22 protein-coding genes are annotated in these 23,424 nt (G+C 43.7%); 11 read left to right on the top strand and 11 right to left on the bottom strand.

Features of this window, described 5'->3' with window-relative positions; all coding sequences use genetic code 11:
* Positions 1–7 precede the first annotated feature (7 nt).
* A complete protein-coding gene (locus GVO62_RS09240; RefSeq protein ID WP_159118740.1) occupies positions 8–592 on the bottom strand; it encodes a tRNA-uridine aminocarboxypropyltransferase in 585 nt (194 codons plus the stop codon).
* An 80-nt stretch (positions 593–672) separates the two neighbouring features.
* Here GVO62_RS09240 and GVO62_RS09235 point away from each other — a divergent pair, with 80 nt between their 5' ends.
* From GVO62_RS09235 to GVO62_RS09225, 3 genes are all read left to right on the top strand, one after another.
* Complete coding sequence (locus GVO62_RS09235; RefSeq protein ID WP_373996018.1) at positions 673–1,014, top strand: MGMT family protein; 342 nt, start codon at positions 673–675, stop codon at positions 1,012–1,014.
* 50 nt (positions 1,015–1,064) lie between these two features.
* The gene (locus GVO62_RS09230) at positions 1,065–2,270 is read left to right on the top strand and encodes an HD-GYP domain-containing protein (protein ID WP_159118738.1); all 1,206 of its coding nucleotides are present in this window, start codon (positions 1,065–1,067) and stop codon (positions 2,268–2,270) included.
* 385 nt (positions 2,271–2,655) lie between these two features.
* Entirely contained in the window at positions 2,656–3,297 is a 642-nt protein-coding gene (locus tag GVO62_RS09225; protein WP_039221278.1) for an OmpA family protein, read from the top strand.
* A gap of 48 nt (positions 3,298–3,345) precedes the next feature.
* Here the strand turns inward: GVO62_RS09225 and GVO62_RS09220 are convergent, their stop codons facing one another.
* From GVO62_RS09220 to GVO62_RS09205, 4 genes are all read right to left on the bottom strand, one after another.
* On the bottom strand, positions 3,346–3,810 hold the full coding sequence (locus GVO62_RS09220) for a nuclear transport factor 2 family protein (protein ID WP_159118736.1): 465 nt from the start codon (positions 3,808–3,810) through the stop codon (positions 3,346–3,348).
* 303 nt (positions 3,811–4,113) lie between these two features.
* Entirely contained in the window at positions 4,114–5,115 is a 1,002-nt protein-coding gene (locus GVO62_RS09215) for a LacI family DNA-binding transcriptional regulator (protein ID WP_159118735.1), read from the bottom strand.
* A gap of 45 nt (positions 5,116–5,160) precedes the next feature.
* On the bottom strand, positions 5,161–6,768 hold the full coding sequence (locus tag GVO62_RS09210; protein WP_159118733.1) for an MFS transporter: 1,608 nt from the start codon (positions 6,766–6,768) through the stop codon (positions 5,161–5,163).
* A gap of 17 nt (positions 6,769–6,785) precedes the next feature.
* On the bottom strand, positions 6,786–8,123 hold the full coding sequence (locus GVO62_RS09205) for a GH1 family beta-glucosidase (protein ID WP_159118731.1): 1,338 nt from the start codon (positions 8,121–8,123) through the stop codon (positions 6,786–6,788).
* Between the two features lie 525 nt (positions 8,124–8,648).
* Here GVO62_RS09205 and GVO62_RS09200 point away from each other — a divergent pair.
* The 5 genes from GVO62_RS09200 (at position 8,649) to GVO62_RS09180 (ending at position 16,781) form a co-directional block, all read left to right on the top strand.
* Positions 8,649–11,579 (top strand): TonB-dependent receptor, encoded by a 2,931-nt coding sequence (locus tag GVO62_RS09200; RefSeq protein WP_236547116.1) that lies wholly within the window; start codon positions 8,649–8,651, stop codon positions 11,577–11,579.
* A 143-nt stretch (positions 11,580–11,722) separates the two neighbouring features.
* A complete protein-coding gene (locus tag GVO62_RS09195; RefSeq protein ID WP_159118727.1) occupies positions 11,723–13,396 on the top strand; it encodes a tryptophan halogenase family protein in 1,674 nt (557 codons plus the stop codon).
* Positions 13,374–14,879: a tryptophan halogenase family protein gene (locus GVO62_RS09190; protein ID WP_159118726.1), complete on the top strand. Its 1,506-nt coding sequence runs from the start codon at positions 13,374–13,376 to the stop codon at positions 14,877–14,879. Before GVO62_RS09195 ends, GVO62_RS09190 begins: the two co-directional genes overlap by 23 nt.
* Positions 14,880–15,172: 293 nt before the next feature.
* Positions 15,173–16,510 (top strand): type II toxin-antitoxin system HipA family toxin, encoded by a 1,338-nt coding sequence (locus GVO62_RS09185; RefSeq protein ID WP_159118724.1) that lies wholly within the window; start codon positions 15,173–15,175, stop codon positions 16,508–16,510.
* Positions 16,503–16,781, top strand: coding sequence for a helix-turn-helix transcriptional regulator (locus tag GVO62_RS09180; protein WP_131137245.1), 279 nt, complete (start codon positions 16,503–16,505; stop codon positions 16,779–16,781). The genes GVO62_RS09185 and GVO62_RS09180 overlap by 8 nt, the downstream gene beginning before the upstream one ends.
* Positions 16,782–16,879: 98 nt before the next feature.
* Here the strand turns inward: GVO62_RS09180 and GVO62_RS09175 are convergent, their stop codons facing one another.
* A complete protein-coding gene (locus tag GVO62_RS09175; RefSeq protein ID WP_156087296.1) occupies positions 16,880–17,743 on the bottom strand; it encodes a YicC/YloC family endoribonuclease in 864 nt (287 codons plus the stop codon).
* A 301-nt stretch (positions 17,744–18,044) separates the two neighbouring features.
* On the opposite strand from GVO62_RS09175, the gene rph reads away from it, so the two are divergent.
* From rph to tusA, 3 genes are read left to right on the top strand one after another with little or no spacing between them, the layout of a single operon-like run.
* Positions 18,045–18,758, top strand: a complete 714-nt coding sequence (gene rph / locus GVO62_RS09170) for a ribonuclease PH (RefSeq protein ID WP_014951432.1) — start codon at positions 18,045–18,047, stop codon at positions 18,756–18,758.
* 21 nt (positions 18,759–18,779) lie between these two features.
* Positions 18,780–19,421 carry an orotate phosphoribosyltransferase gene (gene pyrE / locus GVO62_RS09165; protein WP_159118722.1) on the top strand — a complete coding sequence of 214 codons (642 nt, stop codon included), beginning with the start codon at positions 18,780–18,782 and terminating at the stop codon, positions 19,419–19,421.
* Complete coding sequence (tusA, locus tag GVO62_RS09160; RefSeq protein WP_159118720.1) at positions 19,411–19,671, top strand: sulfurtransferase TusA; 261 nt, start codon at positions 19,411–19,413, stop codon at positions 19,669–19,671. Before pyrE ends, tusA begins: the two co-directional genes overlap by 11 nt.
* Before the next feature lie 8 nt (positions 19,672–19,679).
* Here the strand turns inward: tusA and GVO62_RS09155 are convergent, their stop codons facing one another.
* From GVO62_RS09155 to GVO62_RS09135, 5 genes are all read right to left on the bottom strand, one after another.
* Positions 19,680–20,483, bottom strand: coding sequence for a DUF1206 domain-containing protein (locus GVO62_RS09155; protein WP_159118718.1), 804 nt, complete (start codon positions 20,481–20,483; stop codon positions 19,680–19,682).
* 77 nt (positions 20,484–20,560) lie between these two features.
* Positions 20,561–20,746 carry a hypothetical protein gene (locus GVO62_RS09150; protein WP_159118716.1) on the bottom strand — a complete coding sequence of 62 codons (186 nt, stop codon included), beginning with the start codon at positions 20,744–20,746 and terminating at the stop codon, positions 20,561–20,563.
* Between the two features lie 25 nt (positions 20,747–20,771).
* Entirely contained in the window at positions 20,772–21,233 is a 462-nt protein-coding gene (locus tag GVO62_RS09145; RefSeq protein WP_159118715.1) for a hypothetical protein, read from the bottom strand.
* Positions 21,234–21,386: 153 nt separating this feature from the next.
* Complete coding sequence (locus tag GVO62_RS09140; protein WP_159118714.1) at positions 21,387–21,974, bottom strand: YqaA family protein; 588 nt, start codon at positions 21,972–21,974, stop codon at positions 21,387–21,389.
* A gap of 24 nt (positions 21,975–21,998) precedes the next feature.
* Positions 21,999–23,291: a metal-dependent hydrolase family protein gene (locus GVO62_RS09135; protein WP_159118712.1), complete on the bottom strand. Its 1,293-nt coding sequence runs from the start codon at positions 23,289–23,291 to the stop codon at positions 21,999–22,001.
* Positions 23,292–23,424 lie beyond the last annotated feature (133 nt).

The following is a 23,424-nucleotide window of genomic DNA, read 5'->3' as shown; positions in this document are numbered from 1 at the left end:
CGCTTGTTTACAGAAACTTTCGGCGATGGGCTAATGGTCCTCGCCAATTTTGCTGTAATGCTGTCTGAGCCTTGTATAGTGCACTTACATCGGTCTTTTTTAAGCAACTAATGGCGTAAGCTGTAGCTTCAAGTGTTGAAAGGGCGTTATCAACTGACGTGTGGCGAATAAGATAGTTTGAAACAGGGGCGTCACTAAAATGAAACGCAGGGAGGTTTTCTAGCCAAGGGTTTTTTTTAATGATACCAAAGGCTTGTTTCCAGCTTCCATCAATAAGTATTAATGTTTTAATTTCATTGGCTGTACTTTCAGTAGTGTCCTCAATAGCTTTACTTACCTCGCTAGGATAAATAAGTGCACAGTGTTTATCACTGCACCGCTTTGATAATGTCGTCATGTCGTGAAGGTTGTTAGCCAACACAATTTGCGTATCAGGGATACACAGAGAGAGAAGTTTGACGGTGTTCTTCGCGTGCTGAGCCTCTTTGTCATGCTGGATGACGGTGATATTAAGAGATACATTAATCTCATTAATATAGTCACAAATACAGGTATTCTTGGGGTAGCCACAGTGAGCACAATACAGGCGCATAATCTGACTTTTTAATCCTTACGATAGCAATGGTAAAGTATACTAAATACAGTAAGTAATTAACTGTTAGACTAATATACATGATGGTTAATAAAGCAGTAACATTACGTGTTGAAAAGACGCTTTCCTTAGTACCCAAAGGCAGCGTTATCAGCTATGGCGCTTTAGCTGATCTATCTGGTCTTCCGGGCAGAGCTAGATTGATGGGAAAGTGTTTGCAGGAAATTAAAGTAGACTGCAATTGGCATCGAGTTCTGAGGGCTGATGGCAAAATAGCATTTCCTGTCGGCTCTGACCACGCTGAAGAGCAGCGAGAACGTTTACTTTCTGAGGGAGTGATTGTGAACAATCATCGAGTAAATATGAAGAAGTTCGCTTGGTCTCCAGATTTACATACTATACTGGCAAAGTTGAAGTACTAATGCCCCTTTTTCATGAAAGAGTCATTAGATAAAGGTGAACTACGTTTGCAATGATAAAAAAAATCACGATTGATCAGTTAGTGCCTGGAATGTTTGTTCATCAAATACTTGAGCAGAAGGGCGCGTTGACGGTTAAAAGCCAGGGAAAAGTCACTTCTACAAACGTTGTAAATACACTTAAAAAACGGGGTGTGAAAACCCTTGCCATTGATACAGATAAAAGCTTTAAAGTGAGTGAAAGCTCTTCCTCGATATCTTCAAACAGTGCAAAAACCAAGTCTGCCGAAAAAAAAATCTTAGCCTCTACTAATTCAGTGTCTTTGGAAAAAGAGCTGAACAGAGCGACTAAATTACATCAGCAAGGTAAAGACATTCAAAAGCTTTTACTTGAAAACGTGCAGAAAGAAACGCCGTTTGACACAAGTATACCAAAAGCTTTTTCTAATAAGCTGGTAGAGTCTGTAGACAGAAACCCAGATGCTCTGCTTTGCCTAACGAAAATTCGTGAAAAAGATGACTATCTCTTAGAGCATTCTCTCAATGTCGCTATTTTGCTTGCTAATTTTGGTAAATATTTAGGGATGTCAGAAGAGGAAGTACAAGATCTATCGTATGCAGGTTTTCTTCACGATCTGGGTAAAATCAAGATACCGGATGAAATTCTTCACAAGCCTGGACGCCTAACGGAAAGCGAAATGGAAGTAATGAAAGGGCATGTTAAACTTGGTGTTGACTACCTTGAAACTATGAACATTGCTGCCCCATTAGTTCAAGCTATTAGCGAGCATCACGAACGGTTAGACGGTTTAGGATATCCTGCGGGTAAGCAAGGCGATGCAATCAGTAAAGCGGGTAGAATGCTAGCTATTGCAGATATGTATGATGCACTTACTGCGGATCGTGTATACAAGCCAGGCATGTCTAGCCAAAAAGCATTCTCAATTTTGATGAGCGATGCTCCTTTCCGTTTGGATAAAGCGCTGGTTCAACAGTTTATTATGTGCCTAGGGGTTTACCCAGTGGGCAGTCTTGTATTGCTTTCAAATGAGAGACTCGCAATGGTTTTAGAGCAGAAGGATTCTCCGCTTAATCCCCTCGTCAAAGTGTTTTATTCAGTCCGCAACAGTCATTACCTTACACCAAGAGATATTGACCTCTCGGTAGACAAAACCGTAAGCATAGTTAAAGCAGTCATAGCGTCTGATTATAAAATTGATGTAAATGGATTTTTTGAACGCTCGGTTTCCGTAGGGTGAACGTAAAGCGTTGCTTTTCAGCAACGAATTGTAGGATTTACATAGATAGAGTTACCTTATTCAGCCCCTTTTTCTATTATTCTTTGCTATTTCCCCAGTTCGTTTAGCGTGTGTTCAGGTTAAGCATTCTATTATATCGCTCAGATAGAATAACCAAATGTATCCCTTTACTGTTGTTTTATAAAAGGAATTCCTAGTAACTATTAGGCTTGTGTGGATTGTATCAAATTGAAATGTTATGCATCGCATAGGGGGAGTGGAACACTTTTTGCTGCTTAAGCTTAATTAAAGGTTAGTAAAACATTTTTAAAATAGAGCTCTTGATGATGCTGTTGTAATAGAAAATCCTTCATTTTTGAGCTTTTAAATTAGAGAAGAGGACGTTATGAAAAAGACTCTCGCTGTAAGTTTAATTGCTGCATCTTTAACGGTTGCAGGCTGTGCGACGGATCCGAACAATACACAAAAAGGCGCTGCAATCGGTGCTGTAGTTGGTGCTCTACTTGGCAAAGCAACGGGCGATAATGATAAGAGTCGTTATGCTTGGGGTGCTGCCGTAGGTGCAATCGCTGGTGGCGCAATTGGTAATTATATGGATAAGCAAGAAGAGGAGCTTAGAACCGAGCTCTCTGACACTGGCGTTCAGGTAGTACGCGAGGGCGACAATCTTCGCCTTATCATGCCAGGAGATATAACCTTTGCTACCGACAGCTCCAGTATTAGTCCAAACTTCAATCCTGTACTTCAGGACGTGGCGAAAGTGGTTAATAACTACGAAAAAACGGTATTGATGATTAAAGGTCATACTGACGATACGGGTTCTGAGCAGTACAATCAGTCCCTATCTGAGCGTCGTGCTGGTGCCGTTAAAAATCTGTTGATTAACTACTCAGTAAACCCTACCCGTATTACTACGGTTGGTATGGGTGAATACGCACCCAAAGTACCGAATAATAGCGCAGCTAATCGTTCAATGAACCGCCGCGTTGAAATGGAAATTCAACCACTGACCCAGTCTAATACGTAAAAGGTCGGGTGTTCCTTGAATTAGAAAGCCCCAACAGTGGGGCTTTCATCACTTTAGCGCTTTAATTTGTTCTGCCACGTCACCCGCAATTTCGTTTGGGATAGGAATGGTTAAATGATACTGGGTTATTTTCCAACTTCCTGCTTTCTTAACTAAAACTCCCGTACCTCGTGTTTCGCCAAGACTTTCGTTGTCGAGAAGTTCATCAAACCACGCTACGTTTTTATCCGGTGAAAAGTAAATATGTCTTTCTTTTGGAAGATAGGTCCAGCCCCGACCGTTGTCAAAATGCGGTCTTGCATAGGCTTTGAACTCTTTCTTACTCCAAACTTCAGACGCATCTGTACCAATAAATACAGCACTATCATCGTACAGCGCAAAATACTTTTCGAAGCTAGCAGTTGAAGCTGTTTCATGTAAGGAATCAAGTACCTCATCAACGATCTGTAGCTCACCGTCTGCTGCAGCTGAAAGTGATACCATTAATATAAACATTGCCGCTAGGTGTTTCATTGCTTCTCCTCGATGATATATCGCTGTTATTTTTATGTTTTTAGACGTAGTACGTAACGTGTTGCCTACAACGCGTTTTGCTCTTTAATTATCGGCTAATTGGAAGCTATTTAGCATCATATATTTAGGCTAATCTAAATCCATGTTTCACATGAAACAACGTTTGTGAAGTAAAAAGATTTTCCGAAGCGTAATCTGTAAAAGGTAGATTAGACACGTCGTTTTCATTCAATTTAATGATGCTGAGCTAACCTCTCAGGTAGAGCGGGCCGTTTCAACAGCAAGGTAATTAAGTAAGAGGCGTCAACTTTCAAAATTGATCGTAGATTCCCTGACAACCAGCGAAGGTTCAAAACAATGCTGAACGTTGTGAGCCTGTCCGTACACCTTATTTAAAATATACTTAGCAGACATTTCTGCCATGTCAGCAACAGGGTTACTTACGGTGGTTAACCTTGGGAAAACATGATGTGCGAATACGACGTCGTCAAAACCTACAATCGATAAATCCTGTGGTAGGCTCATTCCTAAATCTCTAGCGCAGCTTATGGCGCCAGAGGCCATCCAGTCGTTAGCACAAACAAGTGCAGAAAAAGGTAAATCACGCGCCATTAATTCTAACAGGCCGATTTTTCCGTCTTCTTCTGAATAATTACCGTTAAATATAAGTTGAGGGTTTACACTTAACCCTGCTTCAATAAGCGCCCGTTCATGCCCTTTTAAACGCAGACAGGCATCTGCTTTATAAGAGGGGCCTGATATGTAAGCAATATTTTTATGACCCAATTCAAGTAAGTGCCGAGTTGCTAGGTAACCACCTTTCTCGTTATCTAGTGTGATACACGCGCTTGGAAGTCCATCAACTTTTCGATTTACCAACGCGATAGGCAGCTTGTTCTGATTTAAATCCAAAAGATAGTCATCGGATAATGCCTCAGGATGCATGATCAATGCGTCGCAATTACGGCTTATGAGGAAATCTACCGCATCTTTTTCTGTCTCTGGGCAGTTGCGCCCTACCGTTATGATGACATGCTTATCTTGTGCGCGTAATGTGGATTCTACAGCCTGCATTAAGTCACCAAAAAATGGTACATTTAGTTCTGGAACGAGTACGCCGACACTGTCTGTCCTACTGTTCGCTAACGAGCGCGCTACGGAATTCGGGCGATAATTAAGTTCTTTAACTGCTTGGTCAACCCGCGCTTTCAAAGCTTTATTCACCGAAGACTTACCATTTAATACGCGAGATACCGTTGATAAAGAAACGCCCGCCCGTTCGGCAACTTCGTAAATAGTAGGCACGTGACAACACCCCGTTCGTTTTAATAATTACTTCAAGTTTTTGTATTATGCCGTTATCGGCGGTTGTTCGCTACGTCGAGAGAGCAAAGCTTGTGTAACTTCTTTTTGTTTTTCGTCATTTAACGGGTATAGACAAATTAACGCCGCGCCAGCAAAGCCAAATAGCGCTGGTATCCAACTCATTAAAGACTTCATACCCGGAAGCGTTTGATTAATTGTATTGATATCAAGACCGTTATAGCCATAGCTTCCTAATACCATCAAGACTAGCGCCCCAGCAAAGCCTCCCCCTGTTTTTTGAACAAAAGAGCCTGCAGAGTAGACGAGTCCGGTGGCTCTTCGACCTGTCTTATATTCGCTGTAGTCTGCCGAGTCTCCTAGCATAGAGAAAAATAAGGTAGGTAATATGGCTGCAAAAAATTCTGCACTGCAACCTAGAATGAATATGGCGCTCACGCTTTTCTGAGGAACAAAATAAATGCCAGAGGTCAATACGCTACTTGCTAACAGCGCGATAATAAAGAGCCTCTTGCGACCAAACATAGCGGCTAATTTGGACGTTGCTAATGCGCCGAAAATCGACACCACCAGCAGTGAAATGAAAAAGTAGCCTGTGAGTAGCTCATTGCCCATGTAATATTTGAAATAGTAGGCAATAACGCCATATTTGATGCCATTAAACATCATGGTTAGAAAACCCATTCCTAACAGAATTAGCCAGGGTTTATTGGAAAGCAGGTCGATAATATCCTGTTGTGAGCGGGTGTTCTCAGCTTCCGGTCGGCGAGTTAACCGTTTAATTGCAATAGTAGTAAGCGCTATAACAGTAATGAAGATTGCCCCAGTTAAAACGTCTCGATAATAAAAAAAGGCGGTTATTGCTGAAAGAGGAACGAGAATTAACGGTAGTTGCTTTCCCAAGTCGATGAGTTCAGACGTTAGTGAACGAGGAGCGGGCGCTACTTGGGGACCTGTCTCTGTTTTTGGAGAGTCCAGTTTAGTGTCTTGAGGCTTTGAAACCTGCTGCAACGTAACGCGCTCTTTCGTGGTAAAAACTGTTACACACATTAATATGACAAGCAACATGGCAAACAACCACATGGTATATTGATACCCTACAGCAGTGTTCCCTTGGCCTAGCAAGTCCACCAGCATAGGCAAACATCCCATAACAAGCAGTCCACCGAAGAATGCCCCAGCAAAACGAAAGCCAGACAAACTTGTACGCTCTCTATCATCACTGGTCATCACGCCCATTAGCGCTGAGTACGGTACATTATTAACCGTATACGCTAAGGTTAGTCCGATGTAGGTCAAGTAAGCGTAAATGAGTTTGCCTGAATACGAGAGATCAGGCGTGGTAAAGCAAAGGACCATGAAAAGGCCAAGAAAAGGAGTAGAGCCTAATATCCAAGGGCGAAACTTTCCCATCTTAGTCTGGGTTCTGTCAGCAATCATTCCCATAATAATATCGGTCACACCGTCAGAAAGACGAACGACAAGAAATAGCATCGCAGCGGCAGCGGCTGTAATACCGAACGTATCGGTATAAAATACTGCCAAATATGCAAGTGCGCCCCGCCAAACTAAATTGGCCGCAGCGTCGCCCATGCCATAACCCACTTTTTCTTTTAATGTCAGCTTATGGTTCATTGCTATTTCCACTATTGTTATGTTCGACTTGCTATGAGCGCTTTATAAGCATTGGCGCTAAGTTTAAGCGTACGCTTTTGCGTTTCAAAATCAACATGAACTAGTCCAAATCGCTTTTCATAACCTTCCGCCCACTCGAAGTTATCAAGTAGGCTCCATGCGAAGTAACCACTCACTTCTACTCCATCAATAACTGCGTTGTGTACCATGTTTAAATGGGCATTGTAGTAATCAACCCGATCAACATCATTAACAAGACCATCTTTTAGTTCGTCTGCCATTGCAGCACCATTTTCAGTTATAAAAATGGGAGGGAGCGTGTATCGTTCGTTTAATGAAGTAAGTAAATCATAAAGCGCTTTTGGATAGATTTCCCAACCAATATCGGTTAATGGACCTTGATGAGGATGCTCGAAATACAATGCGCCTTTCTCTTTGGGCGCAGAATAGTGTAATCGCGTGTAGAAATTTACCCCTAAGAAATCGATGGGCTGACAGATTGTCTCCATATCACCAGCTTCAATTGGTGGCCTATCCGCTTCGTCTATATCAAATAACACTTTGGGGTAGCTTCCCTCCATTACAGGCTGCATATACCATTGGTTGATATAGTCATCTGCTTTGCGGGTGGCTAATAGGTCTTCTGTCTTTTGTGTGGCGGGGTAGCATGGCGTAAAATTCAATACTATACCGGCTTCGCTATTTGGGACATTTTTTCTAAGCACCTTCATCCCAAGGCCGTGTGCTAGCAAAATGTGATGAGCCGCAGTTCTTCCGTATTTTCTACCCGTTCTGCCCGGGGCGTGAACGCCTATTTCATACCCTAAATAAGCACTGCAAAAAGGTTCATTGAACGTTGCATAGGAAAAAACGGACTCGCCTAACGCCTGCGTTATTTTGTCAACATAGTCTTCAAATGCAAAAGCAGTTTGTCGGTAGAGCCACCCACCCTTATCTTCCAGGTACTGCGGGAGATCCCAGTGATAAAGGGTAACAAATGGCTTAATGCCTTTTTCTTTTAACGCATCAACTAGCGTTTTATAAAAGGCAACGCCTTTTGGGTTTAGCTCACCTTCTTGAGTGATAACGCGCGGCCAAGAAATAGAGAAACGGTAAGCGTCTACATTTAAGTCTAACAAAATGTCGAAATCTTCTCTCCAGCGAGCAATATGATCACAGGCGACATCGCCATTGGAGTGATCAGCAATGGCTGAAGGCCGTTCACAAAATCTATCCCAAATACATTCGAGACGGTTATCGACATCCCCTTCTATCTGAAAACTTGACGTGGCAGTTCCATAAAGAAACGAATTTTTGAGTAAGGGACTGCCTGCGGGAAGCGAAATGCTGTTCATATGTAGATATCCTTTTTCTTACTGCACAAATTCTAAACGGATGCTGGCAGTACAATGAATCTGAAATAACAAAGCGGTTTATAGCACAAATAAAAAACAAATAGAAAGCGCTTTCTCATATTTATGTCATTTTTACGTTAATGGAATTAAGTGGCTGATAATATTTCTATGATTATCACCGGAATCTAATAGAGTTTTATTTTTCTTATAACGTATTGAATTTAATCATTTTAAGATTTTCATGAAGGAGTTTGGTGTTCTCGATATAGTTGTTTCCTGTGAATTAATTGTAAAAAATGTGTTGATCTTAAAATTTTGTTGAATTAATGTTCGGAAAGCGCTTTCTTACGTCTGGGTGTTCTAGCTTCTCTTTTGGAAAGCCCTTTCTGGCAGCGCATTAGGTTCACAACACACATAAAAGCCACTATTAAAGAGAGATAGACCGTGACACAAACAACACCAAATAAAAGCAAGATCGCAGCAAGTTTGTCATTGATACTCGGGACCGCTTTGAGTAGCGGCGTGATGTCATCTGCGACGGCGCAAGAAACAGAAAAAGACGTAGAAATTATTCAGGTATCAGGCATACGAAGTAGTGTTCAAGAGTCGATGGGTATCAAGCGTGACTCTGCTGGTGTTGTTGATGCCATCTCAGCAGAAGATATTGGTAAATTTCCTGATACCAACTTAGCAGAGTCACTACAGCGCATAACTGGTATTTCAATTAATCGGAATAATGGTGAAGGAAGTCAAGTCACAGCGCGTGGTTTTGGACCTGATTTCAACATGGTCACTTTAAATGGTAGGACCATGCCCGGCTCAGCTTTACCTGGAGGCGGCGGTACGCCGAATTCTCGAGCGTTCGATTTTTCCGATCTTGCTTCTGAAAGTGTGCGGGCTGTAGAAGTGTATAAAACTGGCAGAGCTAGTATTGCTACAGGTGGTATTGGTGCAACGGTTAACATTCGAACTGCGCGCCCATTCGATGCAGCGGACAACGGTATAATTGCTAGTGTTGGTGCTAAAGCCTTGCACGATACAACAAATCGTGTTGGCGATGATGTTACGCCGGAACTGTCAGGGTTCATTAACTATCTAAACGACGATAATACTTTTGGCGTGACATTTACGGGCTCTTTCCAGCAGCGCGACAGTGCAGCACAAGGTGCATTCGTTAATCAATGGAGAGTAAATCCTTTTGATGGAACTGTTCCTCAATCTCCCGATCCAGCGAACCCAGACAGTGGTGACCCTGTTGTGTTAAATAATGCGCCAGCTATGGGGCAACTGTTTGCTATTCCTTCTGACCTTCGTTATTACATGGCAGACCGAGAGCGTGAGAGAACCAATGCCCAGCTAACGGTCCAATTTGCACCCTCAGAAAAAATGACGGCTACGCTTGATTATACTTATTCGAGACAAGATCTTTATGAAGCGCGTGCTGAACAGTCTATTTGGATGGACGACAGGTATTTCGCTGAGCTAACTTTTGATGATGAAGCGGTGAAAACACCAATATTAATTTCCCAAGAGCGCCGGGATTTGCTTCCTCGTGATTTAGGCTTAGCGCTACAAGAACTTAACCAGGTAAACGAAAATAAATCGATTGGCCTAAACCTAGAGTACTTCGTTAATGATGACTTTACTCTGGTTTTTGACCTTCATAACTCGTCAGCTGAAGGTCGCCCAGATGCCCCTTATGGAACGTGGACAAACTTAGGGCTAGGTGCAAATGTGGTTAAAGGGCAAGGCGTCGACTTTAGCGGTGATTTCCCTGTTATGTTTGTCGATTTCGACGATGCAGCGCGGGATAACTTGAATGGCAACGGCGTGTTAGACCAAGATGACGTAGGCACGTCAATTTTGGATATGAACTTTTCATCGCAAGATACTGAAATTACCCAAGCCCGTCTTGATGGGTCTTATACGATGGATACTGGAAGTATTAACTTCGGTATAGAGTCGCGCTCTATGGAAAGTACGTCGCTTCAGTCACTAACGCGCCACACTATGGGGAATTGGGGAATAGAAAACCCAGGTGAATTACCTTCAGGTTCGCTAACTCCCCTTGATTTAGCTAACGAATTTGATGACTTCAATACTGATGGTATGTTTTCTCAAGGTTTTACTGGGAGCGTGGCTGAGATTGGTGCATTTGCTGCGCAGCAGTATGGTTTTGACTTAGTTGCTAACAATCCGTTTGCTACCAACAGAACTATTGAAGAAGATATTACCGCCGTCTACTTCGAGCTAGATTTGTCGGGCGAGTTAAACGGAATGGAGTATAACCTTCTGACCGGTGTACGCTACGAAAATACCGATGTTACTTCAATTGCAAATATTAGCTTGCCAAGTGCTATTGCATGGGAAGGTAACAACGACTTTAACGTACGTTTTGGCAGTGAAATGGAAGATGTTGAGTTTAAAAATAGCTACGACCATGTACTTCCCGCGTTAGACTTTGACATTGAGTTGGTTGAAAACGTAATCACCCGTTTCTCGTATAGTAAAACCATTGCGCGACCTACTTACGATCGCTTAAGTGCAGCATCGACCGTGTCTCCACAAAGTTTCCCTACACTTATAGGTAGCTCCATAACTTCTTCTGCAAGTTCGGGCAATCCCTTACTCATTCCATTTGAATCAGACAACTTAGACCTATCTGTTGAGTACTATTTTGATGAAACAAGCTATGTGTCGGTGGGCTTTTACGACAAGCGAGTTAAGAACTTCATAGGTAATGAACAAGTTGAAGAGAACGTATTCGGCCTAAGAGATGTGACAAATGGCCCTCGCGCAGAAGCTGCGCGTGCAGAGTTAGAAGCCCGTGGAATACCGGTAAACGATACCTCTCTGTTTAATATGGTTGCAGCCATAGAAAACGGTATTGAATATGACTCATTAACCGATGAACAATTTGAGCAGCAATTCGATATTCTACCGAACAGCGACGATCCGTTGATAACTTTTATCAATTCTAAACCAGTTAACAACAAAGCTGCCAACATTTATGGCTTTGAAGTAGCTGCGCAACATTTCTTTGGCGACAGTGGTTTTGGTGTGTTAGCGAACTACACGTCTGTTCAAGGTGATATCGGGTTTGACAATGAAGCGGCCCCCTCTATTACTCAATTCGCGCTAGTGGGATTAAGCGACACTGCAAACCTAGTACTCATGTACGAGAAAGATGCGCTGCAAGCTCGTATTGCATACAACTGGCGTGACAAGTTCTTAGACACTACGTCTCAGTACATCAATGAGCCGGGCTATACCGAAGCCTATTCACAAATTGATTTGAGTATCTCCTACGATGTCACCGAAGATTTAACGGTAGCCTTTGAAGGGATCAACATTACTGAAGAAAATATTCGCCGGCATGGACGCACCAGCGCAATGCTGTGGAACTTGGATGAGTTTGGTGCAAGGTATGCGCTAAGTGCTAGATATACATTCTAAAAATTGGGGTGTGTTTGCCCGCTATAGCGCTTAGGGTTGCGCTTTAGCGGGCTTTTTTGTCATAGTGCTGTTTGAATAGTAACCAGAAAATCGACTGAACATGTTTGTAGAAGTGCAGCGGGGCATATCGTGGTTCTTAACGTATGAGTGATAACGAAAGTCATAGCAGTATGCATCGGGTCGTCATTGTCGGTGGTGGTACGGCTGGGTGGCTTGCAGCAGGGATACTTGCCGCAAAACTAAGCGCGAATCACACCGTTACCTTGATAGAGTCACCCAACATCCCTTCTTTAGGTGTGGGCGAAGGCTCTTGGCCGTCACTGCGCGATACCCTTCTTGATATTGGTATTAGTGAAACGGAATTCTTAACGCTGTGTCATGGCGCTTTCAAGCAAGGCTCAAGCTTTGTTAATTGGCGTAAAGGCGGGCACTGCTATTATCATCCATTTACCGTTCCAACAGGCTACAACGAGCTCGATATTTATACATGTTGGAAATCAATCGCACCAAACACCTCGTACGAAGATGTGTTTTCGTTACAAGCCGCCATGTGTGCCGCAGGCAAGGCGCCAAAGCAAATTGCTACGCCGGACTACGCCCATGTGCTCAATTACGGTTACCATTTCGACGCCACAAAGCTTGCTGAGCTGTTAAAAAATCATTGCGTAGACAAGTTAAATGTCGCCCATGTCGTTGGTCATGTTGACAATGTTCACTCTCATCAAAACGGAGATATTGAAAGCGTATCAACAAAGGACGGGAAAAAAATAGTTGGCGATCTATTTATTGACTGTTCAGGCCACAGCGGCCTGCTCATCAATAAACACTTTACTATTCCCTGGATACCCGTTAAGCGCACAATGCTCAATGATCGCGCCGTTGCGCTTCAAGTGCCTTATTCAAACGAAGATGCTGAAATAAAAAGTACCACAGTGGCTACTGCACAAACCTGTGGATGGACGTGGGATATAGCGTTGCAGCACCGCCGAGGTGTTGGCCTAGTTTACTCTTCTCAATTCACAAATGAAGAGCAAGCAAAACAGGTGCTGATTGACTACGTTCGTGAACGCTACCCTAGTGCACAAGATGCAGAGCTTTCTTTTCGTACACTCTCCTTTGAGCCTGGCTATAGATCACAGTTTTGGGTAAAAAACTGTTTGAGCTTAGGTATGTCTTCGGGGTTTGTTGAACCGCTTGAAGCATCAGCTATTGCCATGGTCGAACTTGGCTTACGTATGCTCTGTGAGGCTTTTCCGCAAAACAAAGCACACATGGAAATAGCCAGTAAGCGCTACAACTCGCGCTTTGCATATCGCTGGCAGCGCGTTATCGACTTTCTAAAACTACATTATGCTTTAAGCGATAGAGAAGAGCCGTATTGGTTAGCGCAAAGAGATAAGGCGTCTATACCCGATTCTCTCGCTGAATTGCTTGAACTGTGGAAGTATCAAAGCCCTTCACGCTTAGATCTTATTGAGAACGAAGAGATTTTCCCCTCTGCTAGCTACCAGTATGTACTGTATGGAATGGGCTTCTCTTCATCTACGTCGCCTTTACGGCTAAATGAAGAGCATAAGCGTAAGGCAGTTCACATTCGCGAAACGTTACAACAAACTAAAAACGCTTATCTGCAGGGATTGCCGTCTAACAGAGTTTTGCTCAATGATATTGCAAAGCGCTACAGCAACGAAAAACAATACGTGCCCTCGCATGCTCAACGTGAAAAGAACGAGCACGCTTCAGCTTCGAGTTGTAATGACATAAAAAATACTTCAGATAAAAAGGACACCTCTTATGACCGTATCGGGTTTAGATAGCAGTAAAAATCAAACGCCCGTTAAGAACGTTGTTATTGCGGGTGGCGGTACTGCAGGGTGGATGGCGGCCACGGCGTTGTCACGGCTTTTGGGTAAGTCAATAAACGTTACGTTAGTCGAGTCGAAAAATATTGGTATTGTAGGTGTGGGCGAGGCCACTATTCCGCCGATAAGAACATTTCACAAGTTACTTGGCATCGACGAAAAAGCATTTATGCGCGCTACACAAGCTACGTTCAAACTGGGTATTGAGTTTGAAAATTGGTGTGAACAAGGTCACAGCTATATCCATTCTTTTGGTATTACCGGAAGAGAGTGTTGGGCTGGCGAGTTTCACCATTTTTGGCTGAGGGCTAAAGAGTACGGATTTGGAGGTGAATTTGGTGATTATTGCCCTGAACTTATTGCCGCTAAGCAGAGCAAGTTCGCCACATCGGAAGCCATGCCGCTTAACTTTGCCTATCACTTTGATGCCGTTGCTTACGGTCGATTTTTAAAGTCTATAGCGTGTGATGCTGGGGTAACTCACAAGGAAGGAGATATAGAAGAGGTCGTAGTATGCCCACAATCAGGCAACATCCAGTCCCTTCGATTAGCAAGCGATGAAGTCATAGATGGCGACTTTTTCATAGACTGCACGGGCTTTAAAGGGCTGCTTATTGAACAAGCCCTTCACACCGGTTACGACGATTGGCGACACTATCTATTTTGCGATAGTGCGGTGGCCATGCAAACTGAGCTTACTGCGCCGCCTGTGCCATACACCAAAAGCGTGGCCCATAAGGCGGGCTGGCGCTGGCAGATACCTCTTCAAGAGCGAATGGGCAATGGGTTGGTATTTTGTAGCCGTTTTATGAGCGATGAAGACGCCATCAATACACTTAAATCGCAAGTGACAGGCGTACCAATTAATGAACCTAGAGTCATTCGTTTTACGCCTGGAAAACGCAGGCGCGGTTGGAATAAAAACTGCGTAGCATTAGGCTTATCCAGTGGCTTTATTGAGCCACTAGAGTCGACCAGCATCCATCTAATCATGACTGGCCTCATACGCTTAATGCGCCTATTTCCTTTTGATGGCATCACCCAAAGCGCAATCGACGAATACAATAATAAGTTTGATAGCGAAATGTCGGCCATACTCGATTTTATTGTTATGCATTACAAGGTAACACAGCGCGAGGACAGCCCCTTTTGGCAGCAATGCCAACGCATGGAGATTCCGCCGTCACTTGAGCATAAATTGGCTTTATTTGCCGAGTCTGGCCGCGTGTTTTTAGATGACGGAGATATTTTTCGCGTTGATTCCTGGACCCAAGTATTAATGGGCCAAGGCATGACACCTAGCCAGTATCATCGTGTTGCCGATGAGATGAGCGAACAGTCACTTAAGCAGTTTATGGCAGGATTAAAGCAGCAGGTGGATAATCACGTAGCTAAACTCCCCTCGCACGAGGCCTTCTTAACACATTATCTGAGATGAGTTATTAGAAGCGTTAGATGTTGGCGGCAAAAAGTGGGTTAACGGTGAGCCAAGCGCCTGCTAACTAAAGAGTTACCAAGCACACTTCATAAGCACCATACCCAGCTAGAAATCTGGATTTAGTGCTATCTAAATCGGGAAAAACGCAAAAAAGTACTGAAAATGATAATCCATTTTGTAGTTAGCGGTAGTTTGTTATTGGAAATGATTGCTTCTTTGTAATTAAACGGTAGATTTCTACCGAAAGTATGCTAATTTTTAATATTTAACGGTAATAAACTACTGGATAAATGATGCAAACAGTCACACTGCAATTATTTAATCAAGGTCAATGGTGGGATGCTGCTACTCTGTGTTTCTCTGATGAGCGGCTCAATGCAAGTTGTTCGCTGTATTATGAGCATGAATATATTGCTAAGGTCGCAAGCTATGAGGTTAAAGATTGCTGGGCATGCTCCGTCAATGCGCCTATTAGCATTGTTCCTAAAGACTACCCTCATTGGCCAGCTCTGTTAGATGATATTTTGCCGGTGGGTAAGTCTCGAGATTGGTGGCTTAGTTATCTTAATGTAAGCCGCTCAGACGAGTTTCAGCAAAATTACGCACTGTTGACTAGTGCTTATATGTCGCCCGTTGGTAACTTAAGAATAAAAGAAGCCGTACCGACAGAAGCTAATATCGACTCTCGCCGTTTTCCAATTGAGAACGTGATTTCATTGCAATATGACTTTTTAGAGTATGCTAATGAACAAGGCGCCGCAGTAAGAGGGGCGACAGGAGCTGGTGGTGTTGCACCAAAACTGCTACTCATGCTTGAAGATGATAATGTTTTCATTGATGGGGACTTTGCAGGTAAGCCGTTGACCGCCACACCTTATTTAACCAAGTTTGCTAGAAATAGACGCTCAGCTCGAGATAACAACATCTTAAAAGCTGAGGGCGTTTTTTATAAGGCGCTTTCGGAGATTCTGGAGGGTACCAATGTTTCCACCATCGATGTTGAAAAGCTAAAAATATTAGAAGATAAACAAAGTGGCCAAGCTAGTTTATGGCTACCTCGCTTTGACGTCCGCATAGAAAGTGGTGTGGCTAGTCGTATTGGATTGGAAAGTATTTATTCAATCATTAATGCCGAGCCTGGCAGCTATCAAGATCATTTTGATGTGATGGAGACGGTGTGGCGAAGAATAAATTCTGCAACTCAGATGACGAAAAACGAATTTGCTAAGCAATATGTTGTTAGAGATTTTTTAAATATTGTCTTCGGTAACTCAGACAATCACGGCCGCAACATTTCATTTTTAAAATATGACGGCGATATTTGTTTTGCACCCATCTATGATTTTGCTCCTATGAAAGCCGATGAAGAAGGGATAACCCGTTTATTTAAGTGGGGGCGAAGTTGCGAAGTAGGTGGGCACGTTAATTTTTTAATCATTGCAGAGCAGCTTTCAGATTTTTGTGAGCCTAATGAAATAATTTTATTTTTGCGGCAACTGGCAGAAAAACTAATCGACTTGCCTGAGAGGTTGAAAAGATTGCATTGCCCAGATGAGATATTGAATTTTCCGGCGATTGGTTTTAGTAACACTAAAACTAAGTTAGTAGCAATGGGAGTCTATGATGGTTAGATTGACGGGCGAACAACGAAAAGAAATTTTAGCTCAGCTTGAAGATGATCTTGCAAACAATATTATCGGCATAGGCGAACTAGTAAAGCAGGTTCGTACCCAACTTTATGGCATGACCCAAACACAGTACGCGAAATTTATTAAAGTGTCTGATAAAACATTGCGCGATATCGAGAAAGGGAATACCGATCCTCGCGTCTCGGTACTAAATAAAATTTTAGCGCCTGGTGGTTTTCAACTTTCTGTTCGATCAGTTCGCCGCGATATATAAAAATATCTTTGAGGTGCATCAAGCCATGGGGTTTCATAAGAAATAAAAAAGCCCAGTATGTCTGGGCTTTAGCGGAGGCTTTTGGACTCCAACGGATATTATTCTATATTCTGGATCTGTTCGCGCATCTGCTCAATCAGTACCTTGAGTTCAACCGCCGATTGTGTGATGTCGGTGCTGATAGACTTTGAACCTAACGTGTTCGATTCGCGGTTAAACTCCTGCATCATGAAATCAAGACGGCGGCCTACTGCTCCACCCTTTTGAAGGATATTGCGGGTTTCTTTAACGTGAGCATTCAGACGATCTAACTCTTCCGCCACATCTACTTTTTGCGCAAGCATGATCATTTCTTGTTCAAAACGGCCTGCATCAAGCTCTACCTTTGCTTCTTCAAAGCGGGTTTGCACTTTTTCTCGCTGCCACACCATGATTTCAGGCATACGTGCGGCCACTTTTTCAGCTTCCACTTCAATGGCATCTAGGCGCTGCGTGATCATACCTTTAAGGGCTTCCCCTTCGGTAGCGCGGGCACTAATAAAATCGTTAAGTGCTTGGTCGAACGCGGCCATTACGTCAGCGTGGATGGTGTCCATATCGGCTTCTTCCGCTGCAATTACCCCCGGCCAGCGCAAAACGTCTAGTGGGTTAACCCCCGTGGATTGGCCATGGGATTGCACCCAGTCAGCGGCGTGAAGCACTTGCTTAGCCAACTCTTCGTTTAAGCTTAGCTTAGTTACAGCAGCATCGTTGGCAGTAAAACGCAGCGCACATTCCACCTTACCTCGAGCTAGCTTTTTACGGAATCGCTCACGTAAAACCGGCTCCAATGAGCGAAACTGTTCCGGCAGGCGAAAGTAAGTTTCTAAAAAGCGTTGGTTGACCGAGCGTATTTCCCACACGGCTGAGCCCCACTCTTTTTTTGTTTCTACGCGCGCAAACGCTGTCATGCTGTAAATCATAAATATCCTTTAAATTTAACTAAAAGCCTGCAAAAACAACCCGAACGTCGTGTTGTATACGTGAATATCTACAGCAGGTTTTCTTGTATTTTGTATATTAGCGCACATTTACGTAATTCAATAAGCAAACATGTAAAGTTCGTTTTTAACGGCCGCGGGTATTGCGTTATACTTAGGCGCAATTTCGTAGCTACATCGAATTTATAGGTTTTGACCGCGAATGGGGCTTTCTATTCACATATCGCCAATCAAACCTGTAAAACGCTACCCTTTTTTAAGCACTTACGTTGTGGAGAACACTATGCGTCCAAGCGGCAGAACCGCCAGTCAAATTCGCCCTGTTACAATTACTCGCCAATACACTTGTCACGCAGAAGGCTCTGTTCTTGTAGAGTTTGGTAACACTAAGGTGTTGTGTAATGCGACGGTAGAAGAAGGTGTGCCACGCTTTATGAAGGGCCAAGGGAAAGGCTGGATTACAGCTGAGTACAGCATGCTTCCACGTGCTACCCATACCCGCAGTGGTCGTGAAGCCGCTCGCGGTAAACAAGGCGGGCGCACGTTAGAGATCCAGCGTCTAATTGCGCGTTCACTACGCGCAGCGGTAGATTTAAAACTTCTGGGTGAAAACACCATTACGTTAGACTGCGACGTTATTCAGGCCGACGGCGGTACGCGCACAGCGTCAATCACCGGTGCGTGTGTAGCTCTTGTTGATGCACTTACTTACATGCGTGCAAAAGGCATTATCAAAACTAACCCGCTTAAACATATGATAGCCGCCCTTTCAGTGGGTATTTACGAAGGTACACCAATCGCTGACCTTGAGTACACCGAAGACTCAGAAGCCGAAACTGATATGAATATTGTGATGACTGAAACGGGTAAACTGATTGAGGTTCAAGGTACTGCTGAGGGTGAACCCTTCTCGTTTGAAGAGCTTGACGAGATGCTGAAAATTGGTAAGCACGGGTTACGTGAACTGTTCGATATTCAAAAAGCTGCACTAGCGTAAATCAGTAATTAAGAGGTCATCATGAAAGCGTTCCAGCGTGATTTTATCGAGTTTGCCATTGAGCGTGGCGTACTGAAATTTGGCGAATTCACTTTAAAGTCAGGCCGCGTAAGCCCGTACTTTTTCAATGCAGGTTTGTTTAATCGCGGTGGCGATTTGGCTAAGTTGGGGCGTTTTTACGCTGACGCGCTAATGGATGCAGGCGTTGAGTTCGATGTACTTTTTGGTCCAGCCTATAAGGGCATTCCAATTGCGACAACAACAGCTGTTGCATTGGCAGATAGCCACGACCTTGATGTGCCTTATTGCTTCAACCGCAAAGAGGCAAAGACTCATGGCGAAGGCGGCAACTTGGTGGGAAGTCCACTTGAAGGTAAGGTTATGCTGGTGGATGACGTGATCACTGCGGGTACAGCTATTCGCGAATCGATGACCTTAATCGAGCAGCAGCAGGCTAGCTTGTCTGGCGTGCTGATTGCGCTAGACAGACAAGAGCGCGGTAATGGCGAACTGTCAGCTATTCAAGAGGTCGAGCGCGATTTTGGCACTCAGGTTATCTCTATTGTATCCCTTGCCGATGTCGTAGCTTATCTGGCAGAAAAAGGCGGTTTTGATAGCGAGATTAGCGCTATTAACACCTACCGTGAAAACTATGGCATCTGATTTTGACAGCGCATTTAGCGCGGCTAGTCAGCATTTAGATGCGCTAGGATTGCGTTGCCCAGAGCCAGTAATGATGGTGCGTCTGAATATTCGAAAGCTGGCCGATGGGGAAACTTTATCGGTCACGGCTGACGATCCCTCAACGGCCAGAGATATTCCTAGCTTTTGCCGCTTTATGGATCATACGCTCATTGCGTCTCAAACTGAAACTATGCCATATCAATATGTCATCAAGAAAGGGCGCGACTAAGCGCCTTTTTACTCTACTTTTCGATACTTTGCTTCAAGTGCACAATAAAGGCCAAACATGATAAAGCCTACTCCCACAGCGGCGATAAGATAGGGCCCAAAGGGTTGCTTCATCAAGGTTTCGAGCGCTTTTTGTAGGCCACCGGCTTCTGATGGGTTACTTAATAAGGCGGCTAGGATAAAAAAGCCTCCTACCAGTGAATAAACAACGCCTCTAGCGGTATAGCCAAGTCTGCCAGTTACCGTTACACATTTTGTTATACGCTGACTCAATGAGGACAACGAGAACTTCTCTAGAAAATCGGTTGTGTAAGCGTGTTTAAACTGCACGATCGCGAAAATGAGAATACATACACCAATAGCTGCCACAACCATTAATCCCCATTCGTACTGAAGTAAGTATTCACTGACCTCTTTGCTATTGCCTTGTGAGGACGAACTACTTTGTATTTCGAGTAAGGTTTTCCCTCCCGCATATGCTGCGGCAAAGTAAAAAGCACCTGATACAAAAAAGAAAAGTTTATTAATGATATGAATAAAAAGACTGTCGTCTTCTGATTTGTCTTCAATAAAAATTTGAAGCCAGCGCCATAAGGCGTAACACGCAAGACCTATCACAAGAATACATAAGAAGATCTGGCCAAGGGGCTGCTGCTTCAATGTAATAAACACATTGGACTGGGAGGCTTTTTCACGATTCAGCGTGGTCAGTACTGAAGTCAGGATGAAGACACCGAGCATTACATACATAACAGTCTTAGCGCTATAGCCCGCTTTAGCTGTCACTTTCTTCCATTTAAACGAAGTTTTCACAGTTCCCTCTCATCACTTTTTAGCAAAATTAATAAATTACTTTCAAGTGATGTATCAAATTGTGTTCCGCTTTTACGTTAACTTTCTAGGCTGTTCGCCGCCGCTTGTATTAACAGCTTTTGTAAAACTCGTTTACTACGAGCGCAAGTGCAGTGGATATCTGTCATGTGCAACACTTCTCCGCTCAACATTTTTTGTAATACTGAGGCTTTGACGTTCAGTGAAACAAATCCTTCTTCATTTGAATGTTGGTTTAGTGTCATTGTTTTCCCCCTTTTTATCGTTCGCTTAATGAAGTGCTTTATACATAGGCTGACTTACCTCGTTAGGTAAACAAACATGCTCGAGGGTTTGCTGTATTGCTGTAATAAGTTTGCAGACGGATGGACGAGTAGCATGAAGAGGTAAGATTGCGATTAGCTGCTGCTGACACTCTTGTAATATAGCATGAGCCTCACGCTTTCTTTGCGCTTCGGTAAGTAAAGACGACAGATATATACCCATGGTGCCAAATGCGAGTACATCTTCTTGAACTGTCTTCTCTTTGCCAGCCGAAATGGGTTGCAGCGCGCACAGGATGGTTTTCGCGGCCTCAAAAGTTTGGTAACCGAGCTCTCGTGCGTGTTCCAGCCTGCCCTGCTGACGTGCCTTTTGGGCCTGCGCCTGCATGGTAAGGCGATGCTGACGTGCATCTGAAGGGTTTAATAGCAGCCACTTTTTGTAGACTGGACATAGACGCTGAGTATTCATAAAAGCACCTCCTGTTTTTTATTACATTAGTGCAAATAAGAATCATTATCAAATGTAAAGTTCAAAAAATCTATCTTAATAATTTCTGTTCAAAGGAAGCTGTAAATCAAACGGTAAGCATTGCAAGGTGAAAGACCCTAAGCGCGATGGTAGTTACGCGATTAAGTTAGATAGCCACCATAAAAGAAGCACGACGAGAGTGATAGCGATCACGGCTTTTATTTTATAGCGTTTAATGAGCTGTTCGGCCTTATCTCCAGCGTAATACACCACAACAGCAAGGCCAAAGTAACGTATTGCTCTTGCTATAACAGTAGCTAAAAGAAACAGAGGGAGCGAAAACTTGGTTGCGCCTGCAGCAAGCATGGCAACTTGAAAGGGAATAGGGGCAATACCAAGCGTCATAACGAACCAAAAGCCTTGGCTTTGCATGTTCTGTTTTACATTCTCGAACTGGTCTTGGCTGAAAAACGTGTCAATCAACCACTGTCCAATCATATCAAACAGGTAATAACCAAGGGCGTAGCCAAAAATGGCTCCGATCACGCAGCCAATCGTTGCCATGAGTGCGATTTTCCAAAGCGACTCACGTCTTGCCTGCATCAAGGGAACCATGACGGCTTCAAGGGGAATAGGCACTATGGTTGATTCTAAAAATGATGCTAACGTAATACCTTTAAGCATATGTTTAGAGTCGATGAGCTTTTTGGTTTTGTCTTTAACCTTTTTACCGAGTGCCATGTAATCCCTTCTGCTAAATTGTCTTTATTGCTTATAAATAACACCATCTTTCATTACAAAAGACACCTTTTCCATAAGCGTAATGTCGTCAAGCGGGTTGCCCGGTACTGCTACGATATCAGCTAACTTGCCTTGCTCTAACGACCCTAAAATATCGCTAATACCCAATAGTTTAGCGCTATTAACGGTCGCGCTGAGTAATGCATCAGCAGGTTTCATACCCGCTTCTACCATTAGCGAAAACTCCTGAGCATTGTCACCATGGGCCGACACACCGCTGTCTGTACCAAAAGCAATTTTTACACCCGCTTTGTGTGCTTCAGCGAAAGTATTTTGAATAAGAGGGCCAATGGCAGCGGCTTTTGGGCGAACTAATTCAGGAAAAAAACCGTCTATTTTCGCTTTGTCAGCAACGAACTTTCCGGCCAAAATCGTCGGTACGTAGTACGTGCCATGCTTTTTCATAAGAGAACGAATCTCATCATCCATAAAAGTGCCGTGTTCGATGGAATCGACACCCGCCTCAATAGCTCGCTTCATCCCCTCTTTTCCGTGAGCATGCACCGCGACTGTCATACCGTAGTCTTTCGCGGTATCTACGATAGCTTCTAACTCGTCAGTCATAAACTGTGGGTTCTGACCACTTTTAGCAACGCTGAGCACGCCTCCTGTTGCGGTAATTTTTATAAGGTCTGCACCGTCTTGATAACGGGCTCTTACTGCCTCACGGGCTTCTACTTCGCCATTGGCCACGCCTTGTTTAGGGCCAACGTCAGGCCGTAGTAAGTGCGACATACCGTTACTTGGGTCGGCGTGTCCTCCCGTTGTAGCAATAGATTTGGCCGCAGTATAAATGCGTGGCCCTGATGCGTATCCTTTGGTAATTGCGTTTCTCAATGCAACGGTTTCATTATGACCATCGCCAAGATTTCTAACGGTGGTAAAACCTGAGTTAAGGGTTATTTCAGCATAGTTAGCTGCCCGTAATGCGTAGTCAGCTTCATTCAGCGAAAATCGTTCTAGATAGGTTTGAGGCCCGCCGTGTTGCGACGATAAATGCACATGCATATCCATCAGACCTGGCATGACGGTTGAGTCTTTAAGATCAATAACCGTGTCGCCTTCTTGGGCTTGAATAAACCCCTTCTTCACAGATGAAATGGTATTGCCATCGACAATGATAGTGATGTTATCTTGAAGTTGTTTCGAGGTGCCTGTAAATGCTTTTCCCGCATGAATTAACGTTGCTGCGGTTGCACTCAAAGACGATGACATTAGAGCACTGGCTACTGCTAACGAAATAAAGGGCTTATTCATGATATAGGTCTTCTTGTTGATTGTTTTATAGACTATATCGAATGTAATTCACTCGTTGTTATAACGCAAAGCAAAGCGCTACTAACGGCTGCTTTTCGCTGATGAGTAACCTTTTATACCAGTCCGCATAGAT

Origin of the sequence: Alteromonas sp. KUL150, assembly GCF_009811475.1 — a bacterium.
Taxonomy (GTDB): domain Bacteria; phylum Pseudomonadota; class Gammaproteobacteria; order Enterobacterales; family Alteromonadaceae; genus Alteromonas; species Alteromonas gracilis.
The sequence above is the reverse complement of the archived record's forward strand: the minus strand, read 5'-3'. Positions and strand labels throughout refer to the sequence as shown.

Coding starts and splice junctions, on each gene's coding strand:
- GVO62_RS09240 (WP_159118740.1), bottom strand. CDS start 592: ATGCGCCTGTATTGTGCTCACTGTGGCTACCCCAAGAATACCTGTATT.
- GVO62_RS09235 (WP_373996018.1), top strand. CDS start 673: ATGATGGTTAATAAAGCAGTAACATTACGTGTTGAAAAGACGCTTTCC.
- GVO62_RS09230 (WP_159118738.1), top strand. CDS start 1,065: ATGATAAAAAAAATCACGATTGATCAGTTAGTGCCTGGAATGTTTGTT.
- GVO62_RS09225 (WP_039221278.1), top strand. CDS start 2,656: ATGAAAAAGACTCTCGCTGTAAGTTTAATTGCTGCATCTTTAACGGTT.
- GVO62_RS09220 (WP_159118736.1), bottom strand. CDS start 3,810: ATGAAACACCTAGCGGCAATGTTTATATTAATGGTATCACTTTCAGCT.
- GVO62_RS09210 (WP_159118733.1), bottom strand. CDS start 6,768: ATGAACCATAAGCTGACATTAAAAGAAAAAGTGGGTTATGGCATGGGC.
- GVO62_RS09205 (WP_159118731.1), bottom strand. CDS start 8,123: ATGAACAGCATTTCGCTTCCCGCAGGCAGTCCCTTACTCAAAAATTCG.
- GVO62_RS09200 (WP_236547116.1), top strand. CDS start 8,649: ATGTCATCTGCGACGGCGCAAGAAACAGAAAAAGACGTAGAAATTATT.
- GVO62_RS09195 (WP_159118727.1), top strand. CDS start 11,723: ATGAGTGATAACGAAAGTCATAGCAGTATGCATCGGGTCGTCATTGTC.
- GVO62_RS09190 (WP_159118726.1), top strand. CDS start 13,374: ATGACCGTATCGGGTTTAGATAGCAGTAAAAATCAAACGCCCGTTAAG.
- GVO62_RS09185 (WP_159118724.1), top strand. CDS start 15,173: ATGCAAACAGTCACACTGCAATTATTTAATCAAGGTCAATGGTGGGAT.
- GVO62_RS09180 (WP_131137245.1), top strand. CDS start 16,503: ATGGTTAGATTGACGGGCGAACAACGAAAAGAAATTTTAGCTCAGCTT.
- GVO62_RS09175 (WP_156087296.1), bottom strand. CDS start 17,743: ATGATTTACAGCATGACAGCGTTTGCGCGCGTAGAAACAAAAAAAGAG.
- rph (WP_014951432.1), top strand. CDS start 18,045: ATGCGTCCAAGCGGCAGAACCGCCAGTCAAATTCGCCCTGTTACAATT.
- pyrE (WP_159118722.1), top strand. CDS start 18,780: ATGAAAGCGTTCCAGCGTGATTTTATCGAGTTTGCCATTGAGCGTGGC.
- tusA (WP_159118720.1), top strand. CDS start 19,411: ATGGCATCTGATTTTGACAGCGCATTTAGCGCGGCTAGTCAGCATTTA.
- GVO62_RS09150 (WP_159118716.1), bottom strand. CDS start 20,746: ATGACACTAAACCAACATTCAAATGAAGAAGGATTTGTTTCACTGAAC.
- GVO62_RS09145 (WP_159118715.1), bottom strand. CDS start 21,233: ATGAATACTCAGCGTCTATGTCCAGTCTACAAAAAGTGGCTGCTATTA.
- GVO62_RS09140 (WP_159118714.1), bottom strand. CDS start 21,974: ATGGCACTCGGTAAAAAGGTTAAAGACAAAACCAAAAAGCTCATCGAC.
- GVO62_RS09135 (WP_159118712.1), bottom strand. CDS start 23,291: ATGAATAAGCCCTTTATTTCGTTAGCAGTAGCCAGTGCTCTAATGTCA.